The organism is Streptomyces sp. NPDC007164 (assembly GCF_040634135.1).
Taxonomy (GTDB): Bacteria; Actinomycetota; Actinomycetes; order Streptomycetales; family Streptomycetaceae; genus Streptomyces; species Streptomyces sanglieri.
The window spans coordinates 1-16,580 of sequence record NZ_JBEYFB010000083.1 but is presented as its reverse complement, the minus strand read 5'-3'; the positions used below and the strand labels follow the sequence as shown (position 1 = coordinate 16,580).

At 68.8% G+C, this 16,580-nt stretch carries 17 protein-coding genes and 3 pseudogenes; 13 read left to right on the top strand and 7 right to left on the bottom strand.

From position 1 onward, the window contains the following. The 5 genes and pseudogenes from ABZ622_RS40065 to ABZ622_RS40045 all read left to right on the top strand — a co-directional run. Nucleotides 1–209, top strand: a 209-nt coding sequence (locus tag ABZ622_RS40065; protein WP_360551995.1) for a DinB family protein, incomplete at its 5' end; no start/stop codon positions are given. Nucleotides 210–277: 68 nt separating this feature from the next. Beyond that, nucleotides 278–487: pseudogene (locus tag ABZ622_RS40060) on the top strand (hypothetical protein); the annotation flags it as partial. A 703-nt stretch (nt 488–1,190) separates the two neighbouring features. Next, complete coding sequence (locus ABZ622_RS40055) at nt 1,191–1,871, top strand: hypothetical protein (protein ID WP_360551994.1); 681 nt, start codon at nt 1,191–1,193, stop codon at nt 1,869–1,871. A gap of 26 nt (nt 1,872–1,897) precedes the next feature. Further along, a pseudogene (locus ABZ622_RS40050) lies at nt 1,898–2,317 on the top strand (transposase); the annotation flags it as partial. Nucleotides 2,318–2,794: 477 nt separating this feature from the next. After that, the gene (locus ABZ622_RS40045; protein ID WP_360551993.1) at nt 2,795–3,211 is read left to right on the top strand and encodes a hypothetical protein; all 417 of its coding nucleotides are present in this window, start codon (nt 2,795–2,797) and stop codon (nt 3,209–3,211) included. Nucleotides 3,212–3,418: 207 nt separating this feature from the next. On the opposite strand, the gene ABZ622_RS40040 is transcribed toward ABZ622_RS40045, so the two are convergent. Genes ABZ622_RS40040 through ABZ622_RS40030 form a run of 3 tightly spaced genes read right to left on the bottom strand, consistent with a single transcriptional unit; the run spans nt 3,419 to nt 6,043 of the window. After that, on the bottom strand, nt 3,419–4,192 hold the full coding sequence (locus ABZ622_RS40040; RefSeq protein WP_360551991.1) for a response regulator transcription factor: 774 nt from the start codon (nt 4,190–4,192) through the stop codon (nt 3,419–3,421). Continuing rightward, a complete protein-coding gene (locus tag ABZ622_RS40035) occupies nt 4,189–5,397 on the bottom strand; it encodes a histidine kinase (protein WP_360551989.1) in 1,209 nt (402 codons plus the stop codon). Before ABZ622_RS40035 ends, ABZ622_RS40040 begins: the two co-directional genes overlap by 4 nt. 16 nt (nt 5,398–5,413) lie before the next feature. Next, the gene (locus tag ABZ622_RS40030; protein ID WP_360551987.1) at nt 5,414–6,043 is read right to left on the bottom strand and encodes a hypothetical protein; all 630 of its coding nucleotides are present in this window, start codon (nt 6,041–6,043) and stop codon (nt 5,414–5,416) included. A 625-nt stretch (nt 6,044–6,668) separates the two neighbouring features. Here ABZ622_RS40030 and ABZ622_RS40025 point away from each other — a divergent pair. After that, nucleotides 6,669–7,463, top strand: a complete 795-nt coding sequence (locus tag ABZ622_RS40025) for an IS5 family transposase (RefSeq protein WP_360551985.1) — start codon at nt 6,669–6,671, stop codon at nt 7,461–7,463. A gap of 297 nt (nt 7,464–7,760) precedes the next feature. On the opposite strand, the pseudogene ABZ622_RS40020 reads toward ABZ622_RS40025, so the two are convergent. Then, nucleotides 7,761–8,643: pseudogene (locus ABZ622_RS40020) on the bottom strand (IS5 family transposase); the annotation flags it as partial. Nucleotides 8,644–8,737: 94 nt separating this feature from the next. Then, nucleotides 8,738–8,893, bottom strand: coding sequence for a hypothetical protein (locus tag ABZ622_RS40015; RefSeq protein ID WP_360551983.1), 156 nt, complete (start codon nt 8,891–8,893; stop codon nt 8,738–8,740). 874 nt (nt 8,894–9,767) lie between these two features. On the opposite strand from ABZ622_RS40015, the gene ABZ622_RS40010 reads away from it, so the two are divergent. From ABZ622_RS40010 to ABZ622_RS39995, 4 genes are all read left to right on the top strand, one after another. After that, nucleotides 9,768–10,124, top strand: a complete 357-nt coding sequence (locus ABZ622_RS40010) for a winged helix-turn-helix domain-containing protein (protein ID WP_360551982.1) — start codon at nt 9,768–9,770, stop codon at nt 10,122–10,124. Then, a complete protein-coding gene (locus ABZ622_RS40005) occupies nt 10,121–11,584 on the top strand; it encodes an amidase (protein WP_360551980.1) in 1,464 nt (487 codons plus the stop codon). The genes ABZ622_RS40010 and ABZ622_RS40005 overlap by 4 nt, the downstream gene beginning before the upstream one ends. A 429-nt stretch (nt 11,585–12,013) precedes the next feature. Continuing rightward, the gene (locus ABZ622_RS40000) at nt 12,014–12,139 is read left to right on the top strand and encodes a hypothetical protein (RefSeq protein WP_360551978.1); all 126 of its coding nucleotides are present in this window, start codon (nt 12,014–12,016) and stop codon (nt 12,137–12,139) included. After that, nucleotides 12,133–12,492: a hypothetical protein gene (locus ABZ622_RS39995; RefSeq protein ID WP_360551976.1), complete on the top strand. Its 360-nt coding sequence runs from the start codon at nt 12,133–12,135 to the stop codon at nt 12,490–12,492. Before ABZ622_RS40000 ends, ABZ622_RS39995 begins: the two co-directional genes overlap by 7 nt. 77 nt (nt 12,493–12,569) lie before the next feature. Here ABZ622_RS39995 and ABZ622_RS39990 read toward each other — a convergent pair whose 3' ends face one another. Continuing rightward, the gene (locus tag ABZ622_RS39990; protein ID WP_360551974.1) at nt 12,570–13,565 is read right to left on the bottom strand and encodes an AraC family transcriptional regulator; all 996 of its coding nucleotides are present in this window, start codon (nt 13,563–13,565) and stop codon (nt 12,570–12,572) included. A 106-nt stretch (nt 13,566–13,671) separates the two neighbouring features. Here ABZ622_RS39990 and ABZ622_RS39985 point away from each other — a divergent pair, with 106 nt between their 5' ends. Further along, nucleotides 13,672–14,514 carry an NAD(P)H-binding protein gene (locus ABZ622_RS39985; protein WP_360551972.1) on the top strand — a complete coding sequence of 281 codons (843 nt, stop codon included), beginning with the start codon at nt 13,672–13,674 and terminating at the stop codon, nt 14,512–14,514. 279 nt (nt 14,515–14,793) lie between these two features. On the opposite strand, the gene ABZ622_RS39980 is transcribed toward ABZ622_RS39985, so the two are convergent. Further along, a complete protein-coding gene (locus ABZ622_RS39980) occupies nt 14,794–15,567 on the bottom strand; it encodes a transposase family protein (protein ID WP_360551970.1) in 774 nt (257 codons plus the stop codon). A gap of 162 nt (nt 15,568–15,729) precedes the next feature. Here ABZ622_RS39980 and ABZ622_RS39975 point away from each other — a divergent pair, with 162 nt between their 5' ends. Together ABZ622_RS39975 and ABZ622_RS39970 are read left to right on the top strand one after the other, a co-directional pair. Further along, nucleotides 15,730–16,029, top strand: a complete 300-nt coding sequence (locus tag ABZ622_RS39975; protein ID WP_360551968.1) for a transposase — start codon at nt 15,730–15,732, stop codon at nt 16,027–16,029. A gap of 5 nt (nt 16,030–16,034) precedes the next feature. Then, nucleotides 16,035–16,580: IS3 family transposase (locus tag ABZ622_RS39970; protein WP_360551996.1), on the top strand; the 546-nt coding region annotated here is incomplete at its 3' end.

Genomic DNA, 16,580 nt, shown 5'->3' with positions numbered 1-16,580 from the left:
ATCTGCGTACCCAGTGGCTGGCGGTCCTCGACAAACTCACCGACGCCGATCTGGACGCCGCCTCCACACTGCCGTGGCAGACCCCGCCGGACAACACCATCGGGCACGTGATCGCCTGGCTGAACGCCGAGCTGATGAAGAACGTCGCTGAGATCGGGCAGCTGCAGCTGATCCGGGCGGCCTCGAAGCCGCGACCCAGGAAGCGATAGAGCTCAGGACAAGGAACGTCGTCCAGCACGGCCGCCGGGACGTCGAGCCGCCGGACTTCGTCGCCTCGCTTTTCGCACCCGGCCGTCGTGCCCGCCCCGAGGACGGACACGACGGCGCGGTCCTCGGTCTGGCCCTGGCCCGCTGACTGGCTAGGGCCGCGGGCGGCGACATCGAACTGGACGCCACCGCCCCCGGCGCACGTTTCGTCGTCACCCTTCCTGCGGTCGCGCCGATTCCGTCCTCACGGGCCCTGCATCGCACCGGACTGGCCCCATGACACAGGAACAGCGGATGTACGGCAGCGAGCATGACGACCCGCCGCCCGGACCGCAGCCCGGCCACGACTATCGCACGCTGTGGCCGAAGCGCTGGCCTCGCAGTCGCTGGGCAGGTTCGATGAGGACTTCGGAGGGCGCTGTCACGTTGTTGGCTGTGTGAGTGTCTGATGGTGCGTCGGGGCGTGGTGGGCTTGCGCTTCGGGCCTGGGGTCAGGCTGCGATATCTCGGCCTCGTGTCAGTGAACCACCATGGGATATACCGCGCCGTAACAGTGAGCCCCGCCGCCCGTGTCACCTCCATGTCAGCAGCGGACAGTCCCTCACCCCCACCGTGACCAGCGAAAAGACGGCGGAAAGTAGCCGACAGCGACTGCCGACCACTCCACTGACACGAACCCGGCACATCGCACGCAACTCCTCCGCCAGCGCGGTGAAGACCATCGCCTCGAAGTGCTTGCGGACGAACTGCCCGGTCCGGGTCTTATCGACCACCGCCTTGCGCCATCGTGCACGTCGTTGTTCCTCAACCCCCGATCAGTGGGGAACGGTATCTCGCGCTCTCCGTCCCACAGGAACGTATGGACAGCCGCCGCGTCACTGGCCGGCCCGGCTCCGCGGATCCGCGATCTCCCGGCAGCGGGATGCCTCGGGGAAGCGGATGCGGTCGACAACCAGCTCACCCTTCGGGGATGATCGGCCGCCATGCTGAAGAACAGAGCCGCGGTGCTCACCCTGATAGGCGCCCTGCTGATCTCAAATGTCGTCCTGCTGACGTTCCTGGTCGGGACCAACCCGTGGTCCAGTGATGTTGCGATGGGCAAGGCCGCCCCCCGCGGTGCGACCATCGCCCTTCCTTCGCTCAAGAGCGGGGAAATCCTGGCCGCGAATCGGTGGCCGGACGCGTGCTCGTTCGTGCGCAAGGAGGAAATCGAGGCGATCTTCCCTGGCGTCAAGGACATCCAACAGGAGAGCCACCCGATCACTGCCTTGTCGATCAAGGAATTCGCTGCGCACCCTTCGTGGAAAGAGGGTGACCGGTCCGAGTCCGGCCGGTGCCTCTACAGCATGCGCCTTCCAGGCGAGACCTACAGCTCTACCCTGTTCTGGCTCCGCATCGAGGCCGTGGCCGACCCCAAGTTGATTGACGGCTACGTCGATCGTCTCGCGTCTGGGACCAATACCCGGGGGGCGGCAGGCGCGGATCGCTGTGTCATCACCGATCTTGCCGAGGGAAGTTGGAACTGCCGCAAAGGCCCGCTGCTGTTCACCGTAGGCGGGCAGACCACCGTGACTTTCAAGGGCACGCCGGCCCCAGCACCCTTCGTCTGGCGGGACGACGTGCTCCCTAAGTTCATCAAGACCATCACCGCGAAGATCAAATAGCTTCCCCGGGAACGGCCCGGCCGTGGCAGCGAGGGGACTCCCCGCAGTTCGAGCCCGTGCTGAAGAAGATCCGGGTGCATCGTCTGGGGCCCGGCAGACCGCGTACCCGACCCGCTCGCGTGCCGAAGGCGTACGCGTCCCGCAGGAACCGCGCTTACCTGCGCAAACGCGGGATCCGCTGCACGATTCCGGACAAGGCCGACCAGGTTCGCAACCGCAAGAAGCTCGGCGCCCGCGGTGGTCGGCCGCCGAGGTTCGACAAGATCGACTACCGGGGGCGCCATGCGGTGGAGTGCGGCATCAATCGCCTCAAGAGGCACTGGGCGGTGGCCACCCGCTACGAGAACCTCGCCGTCCGCTACGAGGCCACTGTCCTAGACAGCTTCACCCTTCGGCCTCCGCACCACCGGCGGGCCAGCAAAAAATCTTGGGGATCAATAGTGTGATGCCAGTCACATCGCATGAGGTCATGTGCGAGCTGGCCAACATGGCGCTCCGACCGGCCAACTGTGGTGCTCAGTCGCACGGTTGGATTCCTCGGGCCGGGTACGCCGGAGGGTGTCGTACGGGCCGGCGAATCCGCCCCGGCCTGGGATCTCCTGCATCATCCCCTGCGCGATCTCTTGCGGTACTTCGTGCGGCACCTGTTGCATCCACTCCTCACGGCGGCAGACGTTCGCGCAGGTCACCATGCCTGTAAAGGCCTGGTCGGGGTGCTGACATCCCCTCTGCGCACCCCCTGCCGCCCGACTACCGAAAGAGAGAGGGTGGGGGCGGGGTCGGGCGGAGCGCCTCGGGGATCGGCGGCTGGCCAAGTTCCTCGCGCGCGTCAGAGGGGCCGCGCGCCCTCAAACTCGCCTGCTGCCTCATCACTCACCGACAGATTCGCTTTCTGTGTTAGCTGTTGTCAGTAGACTGCAGGTATGACTGAGCTGGCGGCCGGCAGGCCCGGGCTGCGCAAGCCGCGAGAGTTGCATGATGTCCACGAGTTCCTGGACCAGGTGCGGCTCCGCCCGGGAATGTGGGTTCGCCGCGGCTCTCTTCAGCATCTGGACTCCATGCTTGTCGGCTACGCAGCGGCCTGCGAGATCCACGACAGCGACGAGAGTTTTGACTTCTGGAACAGCGGCCCCTTCTCCCAGTGGCTGTGGAAGCGGATGAACATGGCGTACCCCAGCAATCTGGGCTGGGCTGTCGAAAACGAACGGGCAGCTGAGTCGGCGGGTACATCACCGATGCAGAACACGCAGGTTGTCCCGTCAGGAACCGCAGAGTGCGGCTGGACAGATCGATCGAGGACGGATAGGCAAGCACACGAAGCTCCTCGCGGACACGGGTAATATTGGTCGAGAACCCGTCTACCAGCAGCTTCACCCTTGCCCAGGACTGTCCAACTCGCGGTCAGCAACGCCAGCTTGGAAACGGCTCAGTGGGTGTGGACTGCATCGTGCTGCCACGGCAGACAGACCGGGACCGAACAGCCCTTCCACCGACCGTGGCGGCTCCTCGTGATCGCTACCAGAGCCCACTCCGCGTCGCCACTACCCTCAACGCCCCCGGGCACGCCCACGAAGTGGGGCTGCTGGCTCCGTCTTGACGGAGCCGGAAGAAGACGCTCGGGCCGCGGAGTTCATCGGGCTCCTGCGGCCCGGAACCGCCAGCCCTGCCTCATACGCCGTGATCACCGCCTGGATGCGGTCGCGGAGGCCGAGCTTGGCAAGAATGTTGCTGACGTGGGTCTTCACGGTGTGTTCGCTGATGACCATGGTCGCGGCGATCTCAGGGTTGGTGAGGCCGCGGGCGAGCAGGCGCAGGGTCTCGGTCTCGCGCGAGGTGAGGGAGTCGAGGCGCGGGTCGGGGAGCAGCGGCACCGCGGCGGATGCACCGGTGCAGTGGGCGATGAGCTTGCTGGTGACGGAAGGCGAAAGGAGGGAATCGCCGCCCGCGACGACCCGGACCGCGTGGGCGAGATCGTCGCGCCGGACGTCCTTGAGGAGGAAGCCGCTCGCGCCCGCGCGCAGCGCCTCGAACACGTACGCGTCGAGGTCGAAGGTAGTCAGGATGATCACGCGGGTGGCGGTGGTGGCGCAGATCTCGGCGGTGGCGGTGAGGCCGTCCATGCCCGGCATACGAATGTCGAGCAGTGCGACGTCCGGGGCGTGGGCCCGTACCGCCGCGTTCGCCTCGGCGCCGTCGGCTGCTTCCGCGACGACCTCGATGTCCGGCTGGGCGTCCAGGATCATCGAGAAGCCGGCCCGGACCAGTTCCTGGTCGTCGGCGACGACCACGCGCAGCGGCCCGGCCGCTGTACCGCCACTCATGACGGAGGGAGGAGCGGGAGGCGGGCGCGGACCCGGAAGCCGGAGCCGTCGGTACGGGGACCGCATTCGGCGGTTCCGCCGCACGAACGCGCACGTTCCCGGATGTTGATCAGGCCATGGCCGCCAGAGGGGAGGGAGCGAGCGGGCCGCTGTCCGGCGGCCGCGCCGTCGTCGGTGATGTCGAGCTGCACGATGCCTCGGTCTTCCTGCCAGTGGAGGTGGAGCCGGGCACGGTCGGTGCCCGCGTGCCTGACGATATTGGTCAACGCCTCCTGGGCGATGCGGAATGCAGCGGTCTCCACGTGCGGGGCGAGCGGACGCTGGCCGGCCCCGTCAGGCTGCGGGTACTCGACGGTGCTTCCCGAGCCGTCGGTCTGCGTGCACTCCACCGTGAGGCCCGACCCGGCGGTCAGGACAGGTAGGTCGGCGAGAGCGGGCTGAGGGGTGCGCTCGGGCTGTGGGGCCCGATCCGGGGCCAGTACCTCGAGGATCCCTCTGAGCTGCACCATCGCATCGCGTCCCGCACTCGCGATAGCGTCGAAGGCGCGCTCGGCGCGCACGGGGTCCGTGGCCAGGACTACGGGTCCGGCCTCGGCCTGGACGACCATCAGGCTCACCGCGTGGGACAGGATGTCGTGCATGTCCCGGGCGATCCTGGCGCGTTCGGCGAGTGCGGCCTTCTCGGCTTCCGCCTGACGCTCGCGCTCCAGCCGTTCGGCGTGGGCCCGGCCGACGGCGGCCGCTCTGCCGAGCGTGTAGGCCGCGACGCACAGCACGCTCATCCGCAGTCCGGATTCGGATGAGGCAAGCGCGAAGCTGCCGAGTACGGTCACAGCGACCACCGTGATTCGGGCCCACCGCCCCGACCGCTCGGCGACCGAGTGGATCGCCACCAGGGCTGCGTACCAGACCGGCTGGGACGGCACCTCGCCGACGTAGTCGTAGCAACTGATCGCCGCGAGGCTCACCATCAGTACCGGGACCGGGTGGTTCCGCCGCCAGTACAGCGGCGCCGCCGAGCCCAGTACGACCAGCACGCCCCACCCGCTCCACGATCCCCCACCCCCGCCGGCCTGCGCGGCGAAGGGCCAGAGCTGGGCGGCGGCCACGAGGGCCGCGAGCCCGGTGCCGAACGCGCACGGGGACAGGGCGGGGAGCCACTCCCGTATCCGGTCCGCCCGCTCTCCCATGCCTGTCCAGGTCACCGCTCCCCCTGACGCGTCACCGCGCACCGGTCACCGCCGGGCGCCCCGTGCCACGGTCGTCCGCCGTACCGGAGGCGGCCTGCCGCGACCCCATCACCCGCGCGATCTGCGCGAAGGAGACGGACAATAGCAGCGCCCCGACGGGGATCAGGTCCTTGTCGGCCAGCGGCATCACCAGGTCGGCGAGGACGAGGAGCGCCGTCCACGGCTTGACCACCCGGACGATGGCCAGCCGCACGACGAGGGCGAGCATCCCCACGTAGAAGAGGTACGGGCCGTAGTCGTAGACGACCGGTGACACGCCGGGCACCTCCGAGGCCCGTTCCGTGTACAGGGACATCTCCAGGTGGTCCGCGGACACCGCCCCCGCTACCAGGTCGATCCCGAACTGCACCAGGAGAACGGCGGCTCCGGCCGTTGCCGTCCAGTGCGCCACCGCCGCTACGCGGTCGCCCGATGGGGCGAGCGCCCTCAGTCGGCGGAACACCACCGCGAAGAGAACCAGCGCCGTGCAGAACGCCAGATGCCCGATGGTCCAGGCCGGGCCGGGGCCTCGCTCGCCGTCCAGTCCGTCCGCGATCCGGAACAGGCCGTAGGTGAAGGTGAGCGCGGGTACCGCGAGCATGAGCGTACGACGATTCGTCATGAATTCCCCAACTCCAGGGTGCCCGCCGGGGCTTCGGTGTGCCCGGCGGGAACATCACTCATCCTGGAGTGTCCGGCTTTCCGGCGGATCGCCGGAGCGAGGGGTCTTCGCCCTCCGCTGCGCGACGGATACGGCCGCCACTGCGGCTACCCGCAGTGGTCGACCAACTGCGGGACGCGCGGCTGTGCGGCTGTGCCGTTGTGCGGCTATCGATTCCCGGTGTGGGTTGGGGTGTGGGTGCGGGGCTGGGCTGGGGTGTTGCAGGTTGGGTGAGAATCGGTCGTGTGGCTTTCGGGCGGGGTGGTAGGCGGTCTGACCTGGTGTTATCTCAATTCTATTGGGAATTACCGGTGTTAGAAGCCGTATCTCAACCGATCATGGAACGTGCGGGTCGAACAGGTTTCCCGCCGGGGTGATCTTCCCGTTGTGCGCGCATGAAGACAGGGCCTCTCGGTAGCTCGGGGATGCGAATCTGACCGAGCAGTGCCGGGAGGCCCTGGTGTCGTTGTTGTACGCGTCCGAACCTGTTCAGTTCAACTCGGCTGCTCCATCGTGTGATTGCCTCGCGCATGTCTACGGCAACGCAGCGGATCATCCGGACCGGGAACGCCGGTATCCCTCCGACATGACGGACGGGGAATGGGCGGCCGTTCGGCCTTTGCTGCCGGTGCCGGCCTGGCTGAAGGGCCGGGGCGGGCAGCCCGAGGGCTACTGCCACCGCCAGCTGCTGGACGCGATCCGCTACCTGGTCGCGGGCGGGATCTCCTGGCGGGCGATGCCCGCGGACTTCCCCGACTGGGGCCGGGTCTACGCTTTCTTCCGCCGCTGGCGCGAGCACGGGCTGATCACGGAGTTCCACGATCGGCTGCGCGGACGGGTGCGTGAGCGGGAGGGCTGTGAGGCGGAGCCGACGGCCGGGATCATCGATGCGCAGTCGGTGAAGGCCGCGGCCTCGGTGCCGTCCGTCTCACGCGGTTACGACGGCGGGAAGAAGGTGGGCGGCCGCAAGCGGCACATCGTGACCGACTGCCTCGGCCTGCTCCTGGTCGTCGCGGTGACTGCCGCGAACATCGGCGACCGGGATGCTGCGACGGGCCTGCTGACCCGGCTGCGCCGCCTGCACCGTGACATCTGCCTGGTCTGGGCCGACGGCGGCTACACCGGCGGCCTCGTCGACTGGTGCCGGGGCAAACTCGCCCTGACCTTGGAGATCGTCAGGCGCACCGACGACATGACGGGATTCGTGGTGCTGCCCAGGCGCTGGGTGGCAGAGCGCACGTTCGCGTGGCTGATGCATTCGCGCCGACTGGCCCGGGGCTACGAGACGCTGCCGACCAGCAGCGAGGCGATGATCCGGTGGTCGATGGTCACGCGGATGAGCCGTCGCCTGGCACGGCCACAGGCCGCCGGCCGGCGCTGAAGGCCCCCGACGCCTCCTGCACGAGCCACCACCAGCTCCTCCCGCGCGATCACCCGCCGGTCCAGCTCGATCTCGGCGGCCTCCAACACCGTAGCCAACCGGGCGACTTCCTCCCGAAGCCCTTCCACCCGCACACGGGCCGCTGTCTCCCGCTCCTCCAGCATTCCCAGAACCGACGCCATCGCGCACCCCTTGCTCATGGAGCGGAATCAAGACGCCGGATCCCTCCCTCATTCAGAGCTGCACGATGCCTGACCAGCAGAAATCAAGCGATCACGTTCGGTTGAGATACGGCTTCTCAGGCTTTTTGTCGTAGCGGACAGCGAGACCGCGCCAGTCCTTGATCTTGTTGATGGTGCGTTCGACACTGTTGCGGAGCTTGTACAGCTGCTTGTCCCAGGTGACGGGCCGTCCGCCGCGTGAGCCGCGGTTCTTGCGGTGGGCGGCCTGATCCTTCTTCTCGGGGATGACCGCTTTGATCCCACGTTTGCGCAGGTGGGAACGGTTCTGGCGGGACGAGTACGCCTTATCGCCCGCGACTGCGCCGGGCCGGGTGCGGGGTCGGCCGACCGGGCCGGGGACGCGGATCTTGTCCAGGACGGGGATGAACTGCGGACTGTCTCCGGCTTGCCCCGCAGTGATCTCGAGCGAGAGAGGCAGGCATTGCGGCACAGGACAGGTGCGTCTTGGTGGTCAGTCCGCCACGGGAACGTCCCAGCTCAGCAGCGGCGAGTCGGGCCCTGCGGCGACGCCTCACGCGTCGTCGCTCTTCCCGCTCCGGGTCCAGTTGCCCGTCTTGTTCCTGGCCGGCGCCCCTTTTTCCGCGGCGGCCTTCTCCAACGCGTCCAGAATCTCGGGCTCCACGATCATCCCGGCAGCATCATGATGGGCCCGGACCGTGGTCGAGTCCACGCTGACCAGCGACAAGTCCACCAGGCCCCGCTTCGCCGCTTCGACGATCGCACCCTGGAACACCGCGGTGAACCCTCCGGCATCCCGCCACTGCCGAAACCGGCCGTAAACGGCGGACCAGTGCCCGAATCGTTCGGGTAACTCCCGCCATTTCGCACCGTTCCTGAACCGCCACAACGACGCCCTCGAAGTGCGCCCGCAGGTTCTCCGGGTACGGCCCGTACTCACCGACCGGCAGGAACGAGGAGATGAACTCCCACTCGTTCATCCGAAAGTTGAGGTCGAGACACCCCACCGTTTTACCCCAAGGCCCCCAACCCTCCTGGACCGGGGGCCCACGAGATCACAACTCCACACAGGCCCTAGACGTCCGTCGAGGCGCTGGTGATGTGGCAGTTGTACGCGTCACCGTCCACCAGGGAGTAGCTCTGATGCTCCTCACCGGACGTCCGGGACTTCCAGGGGCCGTAGATGGTGATCGAGTAGGGATAGTTGGGCGAGGCACAGTTCGCCTTCACTCGGTACCGTCCGAATCCCCCGTCGCAGGTGGCCTCTGCCAAGTTGTCAGTGCTATTGAACGAAGCCCGGCAGCCGTAGACGGCCGCTTGGGCAGAACCCGCGCTGACCACCAGACACGTGGTGAGCCCCATGGACACCACCGCTGCTTGTGCTGTCAGCTTGGCGATACGTCTCATTTCGCACCCCTTCAAGCGTGATGATTCAGTACTCGCGCGTCACGCTAGGGGGAGATCATTAAGCAGTCAAAAAGATTTTCACGCGATTGTCTCTGCCCGCAAGGCCGTTGCCTGGCGCGTGCTGGACCCGAAAGTCCTGCCACCGCACCCGGCCCGCAATCTCGTGGTGCGCGCGGGCAGCCCGGTCGGCGATCTTCTTCTGCACGGCCTCGCGTGTGATCGCGTCGAGGTCCGTTTCGCTGGCTTCGCCCAGCTGACGTGGTCAGCCCCAAGGGCGCGAGGCCGGCATCGCCACCATCTGCCCAGAGGCTCAAGATCCCCACTGCCCATCCGGGAAGCCCCCAAAGAACGCATGATGACCTCGTTCCTGCGTAGGGCGATACGGATGGTGGCCAGGCCCGTCTTTTCCGGGTCGCGCCATCGGCGGTGTTTCCCGGCAAGCCGTGTCGACTTCATACCAGGTGCGCAAGTGCAGGGCGCCGCCTGTGCCTGCAGGCCATCGACGACCGTTCAGTCGTCGTACCCCTGCCCGGCTACGCCGAACCGGGCAGGCAGGGGGTCCCGTGCCGGCCCACCGATTCGCCGCACCCCAGCACACCTCTGTCCGCGCTCGTGAGGTGCATCACACGTCGCTGGCACGACGGCTCGTCCGCCTGTTTTACTCCAGACAGCAAATGTCCAACATTTGGAGGTTGTGATGGAGAGTTCGCGGGCGTCGACTCTGGCCGCACAGGTTGCCGACCAGCTGCGAGAACAGCTGGCGTCCGGGCGATGGCCGGTGAACACCCGCATCCCGGGCGAGCAGGAACTGGCCGAGACTCTCCAGGTCAACCGGAACACGATTCGCGAGGCACCGCAGGCACTGGTCCACCTCGGCCTGCTGGAGGCCCGGGTCGGCGATGGCATGTACGCCCAGGTGACCAGCGAGTTGGAGGCGGTCCTGCTGCGGCGCACGGCCACCACGCGTCCGGCGGACGTCCTGCCGCCCGAGGTCGTGCTCGACGACAACCCGGCGATGATCCTGCCACGGTGCTACTCGGGGATGGCGGCGTGAGCGGGGACATCGGCTTCGCGACCGCGACGCGGCTTGTCGCGGCGCTGCGGGCCGGGGAGGTCTCAAGCCGCGAGCTGCTGGACCACTACCTGGCGCGCGTCGAGCGGCTCGACCCGGCGGTTAACGCGGTCGTCGTCCTCGACGAGGACCGGGCCGCCGCGGCGGCCCGCCGCGCCGACGAGGCGCTTGCGCGTGGCGGGCCGCTCGGGCCGCTGCACGGCCTCCCGATGACCGTGAAGGAGTGCTTCGAGGCGGAGGGGATGCGCACAACGTGCGGGGCGCCCGTGCTCGCCGGCCACGTGTCGAGCAGCGACGCCGACGTCGTCGCGCGGCTGCGCGGGGCGGGCGCGGTCGTTTTCGGCAAGACGAATCTGCCGATCTGGTGCTCGGAGGGGCAGTCCTTCAACGACGTCTACGGCGTGACGCGGAACCCGTGGGATCCTGCGCGCAGTCCCGGCGGGTCGTCCGGCGGGTCGGCTGCCGCGATGGCGGCCGGCCTCTCTGGGCTGGAGGTCGGGGGCGACATCGCCGGCTCGATCCGCAACCCGGCCCACACGTGCGGTGTCTACGGCCTGAAGCCCTCGTACGGGATCGTCTCGTCGCGCGGGAGCGTGTCGTCGTTGCCGGGGGCGCTCGCGCCGCAAGACCTGGCGGTCGTCGGCCCGCTCGCACGCTCGGTCGACGACCTCGAGCTGGCGCTCGACGTGCTCGTCGGGCCGCGGGAGGAGGAGACGGCGTGGCGCATCGAGCTGCCGCCGCCGCGCCACCGCGCGCTGGGGGAGTTCCGGATCGCCGCGTGGCTCGACGATCCGTGGGCGCCCGTCGACGGCGAGGTCGCCGAGCTGCTGGAGGCGGCGGTCGCCGGGCTGGAGCGAGCTGGCGCGCGCGTTGAGCGGCGGCCGGGGCCGGCGCCGCTGGAGGAATGCGACCGCCTTTACCGCTCGCTGTTGATGGCCGCGATCTCGGGAGGGGTGCGCGACGAGGAGGTCACCGGGATCGAAGCGGCTCTGGCGGCGATGCCGCCTGACGCCGACGACCTCGGGCCGCGCCACATGCGTGGGCTCGTCCAGCGCCACCGCGACTGGCTCGCGGCGAACGAAGCGCGGGCGCAGCTGCGGCGGCGGTGGGCCGCGTTCTTCCGCGACTACGACGCGCTCATGTGCCCGGTCCTCTCGGCGCCGGCGATCCCGCACGACCACCGGCCTGGGGGCCCCGACGTGCGGACGATCGAGGTGAACGGCCAGACCCGCCCGGTCTGGGACCTCGTCACGTGGGTCGGGATCGCGAACCTCCTCTACCTCCCGGCGGCGTCGATCCCGATCGGCCGAACCCGCACCTACGGCCTGCCGGTCGGTCTCCAGATCATCGGCCCCTACTTGGAGGACCGCACCGTGCTTGAGCTGGCGCGCCGCGCCGACGCCCATCTCCCGGGGTTCGAGACGCCGCCCGGCTTCGACTGACGCCCCTCGGCGGGCGCGGGTCGCCGACGACCCTCGCCCGTCGGCGGCGGCGACGCGATGTGGCAGGCAGCGGCTATGCCACGGATGCGCGTGGCGGGATCGCGTGCGATGACCAGCGGCACGCACGCGTGGTTGGTGAAGAAGCCCCCTCCTGCGGCCTGCTCGTTCACGACCAGCCCTGCCCCTCCGGTGCCGCCGTAACGGGAACACTGGAAAACCGGTTCATTCATTGAGATCGTTTCATCCTGAAGTTGCTGGTCGCGGGGCTGGTGTGGCCAGCTTCGTCGGTGCTCGTGCTGGTTGGTGACGTGATCGGTAGCAGGTGATCGTCTGCCATGGGGGGCGTTCGGCGGAACCGCGGGTATCGGCCGTCCGTGTCGCCTACTGATCCGCAGGATCAGGGAAGTTCACGGTCCGGGAGGCGTACGGGTGGCCGAGATACTGACGTGGGTGGTCCAGCGGCGGGTCGTGCTGGCCGACCAGCTCGAGCAACTGCGCAAGGAACTCGCCGAAGCGGAGGCAGAGGTGGCCCGGCTGGAGGCCGCGAGGTGGTGATCGGCCAGTTCATCGAGGCCGAACGTGCGGGCGAGGCCGACGATCCGGCACTGGATGCCGGGTTGGAACGCGTCACTACCACGCCCGGGGCGGGCGGCATGCGGCTGGTCCCGGACCACACCGACGGCATGGACATGAACGCGTTGCCCGAGGACTACCAGGCGATCATGAAGGTGATCGCGGGCACCGCCGGGCCCGCCCAGGCCGGGCAGGTGAGCGAGGCACTCGGCAGGGGCACCCTGCCCGCTCAGGTCGAGGCGGTCCGCGCGAAGCTGAAGCGGCTCGCGGAGCGGGGCTGGCTGCACCGCACCCCGGGCGGCCGGTTCACGCCCCGCGATCACACGCGCCGGTGACCGGAACCGTACGTAACTCCCATACCCCCGACGCTAGTTGGGGTGTTCAGGGACACCACCCCTGTGTCACCCCCGCATCAGGCAGGTGCGGCCGGACCGTATGCATCCTCCGTCAGCGCGGACGGTGCGTCGGCGTCCGAGCGGGCGAGCGCGCGGTGCGCGGACGGGCTGACACCGCGTACCCGCTTGAAGGCGGCGCTGAAGGCAAAGGCGTCGTTGTAGCCGACCTGCCGCGCCACCGAAGCGATCGTGACCTCGGGTGAGCGCAGCGCATCGGCAGCCAGGGTCATCCGCCACTCGGTGAGATAGCCCAGCGGTGCCGACCCGACCAGGGTGGTGAACCGGCGGGCGAAGGCGGTGCGGGACATTCCGGCCTCAGCGGCCAGCGCGGCCACCGCCCACGGGCGGGCCGGATCCTTGTGCAGCGCACGCAGTGCCTGCCCCACTCCGGGGTCGGCCAGCGCGCGATAGCCGGCGGGCGTGTCGGCACCGGGGGTGTCGAACCACACCCGTAGCGTCTGGACGAGCAGCAGGTCCAGATATCGGTCGATCGTTGCTCGCTGTCCCGGCAGCGTGCTGTCGACCTCGGCGACCACGAATTCCAGCAGCGCGCGGAGCGGTCCGTCGGCGTGGACCACCGACACCAGGGGCAGCGCCCGAAGCAGAGGACGGGTTCGCTCCGTACCCACCCGGTAGCTGGCGGTCACCAGCAGGTCGCCGTGCCCGGGTACATGTTCACCGTCCCGCAGAAGCGTCGGGGTCAGCTGCCACGGCCGACCGTCCTGAGGCAGTGTGCACTGATTGTCCTCGTCGATCTCCACCAGCGCCGCGCCGCCGGGCCGGTCGGAGACCGTGATCGGTAGCTGGGCCTGGACCAGGGAGATCGTGCCTTCCTCCAGCAGGACCGGCTCCTCGTTCTGGAGCGTGAGCCAGCCGCGGCCGCGCGGCATGGCCACTAGGGAGAGCGGTGCGGGTGTGGTGATGCGCAGCGACCAGGGCGGTTCGCTCAGCGTGCCGCAGAAGGCGCCGCCGTGCGTGCGTACCCCGGCCAGGTAGTCGTCGAGGGGGTCCATACCGGGAGGATCACACAGGGAAGTGGCCGTTTCAACCATGGATCGTGCCGCCGGTGACGGGTTGGCTGGAGGGCAGCAACACCCCCGTACACCAAGAGGAGCCCCCATGAGCAGCACGCGCACCGGCGAGATCCTGGTTCTCGGCGCCAGCGGGAAGACCGGTCGACTCGTCGCCGAGCGTCTGACCGCCCTCGGGCCCAGTGTCCGCGCCGCCTCCCGCAGCAGCGCGATTCGCTTCGACTGGGACGACGCCAGCACGTGGACACCCGCCCTCGCGGGTGTGGACGCGGTCTTCTTCGTGCCCACCGAGACGCTGGGACTCGCCGAGCGCACCGCCTTCGTCGACCAGGCCAAGGCCGCTGGGGTCCGACGGATCGTGCAGCTTTCGGTGCGAGGTGTCGCGCCCGAGGGCGGCTTCCACCCCACCGAGGAGGCGGTGACCCAGTCGGGCCTGGAGTGGACTCTGCTGCGGCCCTGCTGGTTCAACCAGGACTTCGCCGCCCCGGACTTCTTCCTCACGGAGGTGCTGGCCGGCGAACTGGCCACGCCCGCGGGTGAGGGCCGCGAGCCCTTCATCGACGCTGCCGACATCGCCGCGGTGGCAGTGGCGGCCCTGACTGAGGAGGGGCATGCCGGCCGTGCCTACGACCTGTCCGGGCCGGAGGCCCTCACCTTCGCGGAGGCCCTCGACGTGATCGGTGCGGCCACCGGGCGCACCCTGCGGCACCGTCACATCGGCGGTGCGGAATACCGTGAGGTCCTGATCGCCGCTGGTGCGTCGGCGGATGACGCGCGCTCCATCGCAGACTTCCTCGAAGGTGTCGCGAAGGGTGCCGACGCATACCTGAGCACCGGCGTCCAGGAAGTTCTGGGCCGCGAGCCGCGCACCTTCGAGTCCTACGTGCAGGCCACGGCCCCGACCGGCGTCTGGACCCCTGACGGCCGGTAGGCCATGGAGCCCCACTTCGGCCCGGACTCGCCCCTTCGGCGCGTCCGGGCCGAAGCGCGTGCGGGAGCGCTGTCGCGGGTGCGTGCGCAGCCGCGCTACCGGTGGATGAATGCCGCGCCCCGCGAGGGGTGAACGACGGCGATATTCCCCAGCTGCGGCGCCAGAGAATTCCCCATGGAGATCGTTTCATCGTGAAGTGGCAGGTCGTGGCTCTGCTGTGAGCCGGTGACCGTGTTCTCGTCGAGGTCGACGCAGTGATCGTCTCGGGGAGATCGTCGGTCACCTCTGGACTTCGCAGTTCGCCAGGACGAGCAAGGCCCGCAGGAGAGTGGTCGCGTGCCTGGCGTTCATGCGGACCTTGGTCAGGATGCGCCAGGTCTTGAGGTTCGCGAAGCCGTGCTCGACTGCGGCGCGTTCGCGGCTGACCAGGCGGTTGGTTTCCTTCTCGGCGGCGGTGAGCTGGTGGTTGCGGGTGGCCTTGCGGCCGGTGATAACCACCGGGTCGTCGTCGGGGGCGTCGTCCAGGCCGACGAATCCGAGGTCGGCCAGGGCGCCGAGGTCGGCCTCCCGCAGATGGTGGGTGATCTTGTTGTGGCGGGCGGTGGTGATCTCGCTGGACCGTCCGGGCTTGGCCGCCGAGATCCAGATCAGGTTGCCCGTGGCATCGGTCAGCGCGAGAAACAGCAGGCCGTGGGTCTTGTGCTTGCCGGAGAAGTTCTTGCGGTTCTCCCTGCCCGTGCGGCGGCGGGTGCGGATGAGGGTGCCGTCCAGCAGGACCACGTCCCCGCCCTTGCGGGCGATCTTCTTCAGGGCCCGGTCCAGACGTGGGGCACGCGCAGCGAGGAGGTCGAGGACTTCCAGGACCCAACGGCGCACGGTGGAAGCCGAGATGTTGTTCCCGCCGGCTATGTCGGCCAGGCGTTGATCGTGGCGGAGCACGGCGAGTACGACGATTGCCTGGGTGCCCGGGCTCGCCTTGCGCCAGCGGGTGCCCAGCTGTCGGCGGTGTCGGCGTATCAGGCCGACGACGAGTTCGACGGTCCGCTTCGACACCGGGAGCCGAACCTGGTAGACAACGTCAGCAGAGCCCTCGGCGGGCTGGTATTTCGTCACAGAAACCCCAACACCCGCTGGGGGCAATCGCGTTATGAACCTTCCCCTTGATCGTGGACACCTGGAGACTAGGACATGAGGTTCCAGAGGAAGTAGCACCAGGTGGGAAGCAAGTACACGAAGCGGTACACCGCGGAGTTCAAACGGGACGCGATCGCGCTGGTCGACTCCACGGGTAAGACGGTCAGCGCCGTTGCCCGGGAGCTCGGCATCAGCTCGGAGTCCCTGCGCGGCTGGTACCGCCAGGCCAAGGCGGACCGGGGCGAGCGAGCCCCGGGTGAGCTCACCACCGCCGAGCGCGAGGAGCTCAAGCGGCTGCGCAGGCAGAACGCCGAGCAGGCCAAGACGATCGAGGTCCTGCGAAAAGCCGCGGTCTTCTTCGCGAAGGAGAGCGATCGGTGAACGCGATGTACACGTTCATCGAGGCGGAGAAGACCACCTACGGTGTTACTTTCCTCTGCCGCCTGCTGAAGGTGGCCCGTTCCTCGTTCTATGCCTGGCTCGCCGCGGCGAAGGCCCGGGCCGCGCGCAAGGCCGCCGACCAGGACCTGGTCCATGAGATCACCGTCATCCACGTGGCCTCCCGCCATACCTACGGCGTGCCGCGCATCCATGCCGAACTGCGGTGCCTGGGCCGGGCGGTGAACCGCAAACGCGTCGCCCGCCTCATGCGCGAGCACTGCATCCAGGGCGTCACCCGTCGCAAGCGCCGTTCGCTGACACGGCCGGACAAGAAGGCCAGGCCGGCCCCGGACCTGATCGGCCGCGACTTCCATGCCGAGGTTCCCGGCACGAAACTGGTCGGCGACATCACCGCTCTGCCCACATCCGAGGGCTGGCTCTACCTCGCCTGCTGGTTGGACCTGGCCACCCGCGAGGTCGTCGGCTACTCGATGGCCGACCACCACCGCGCCGACCTTGTCGTCGATGCGCTGAAGATGGCCGCGGGCCGG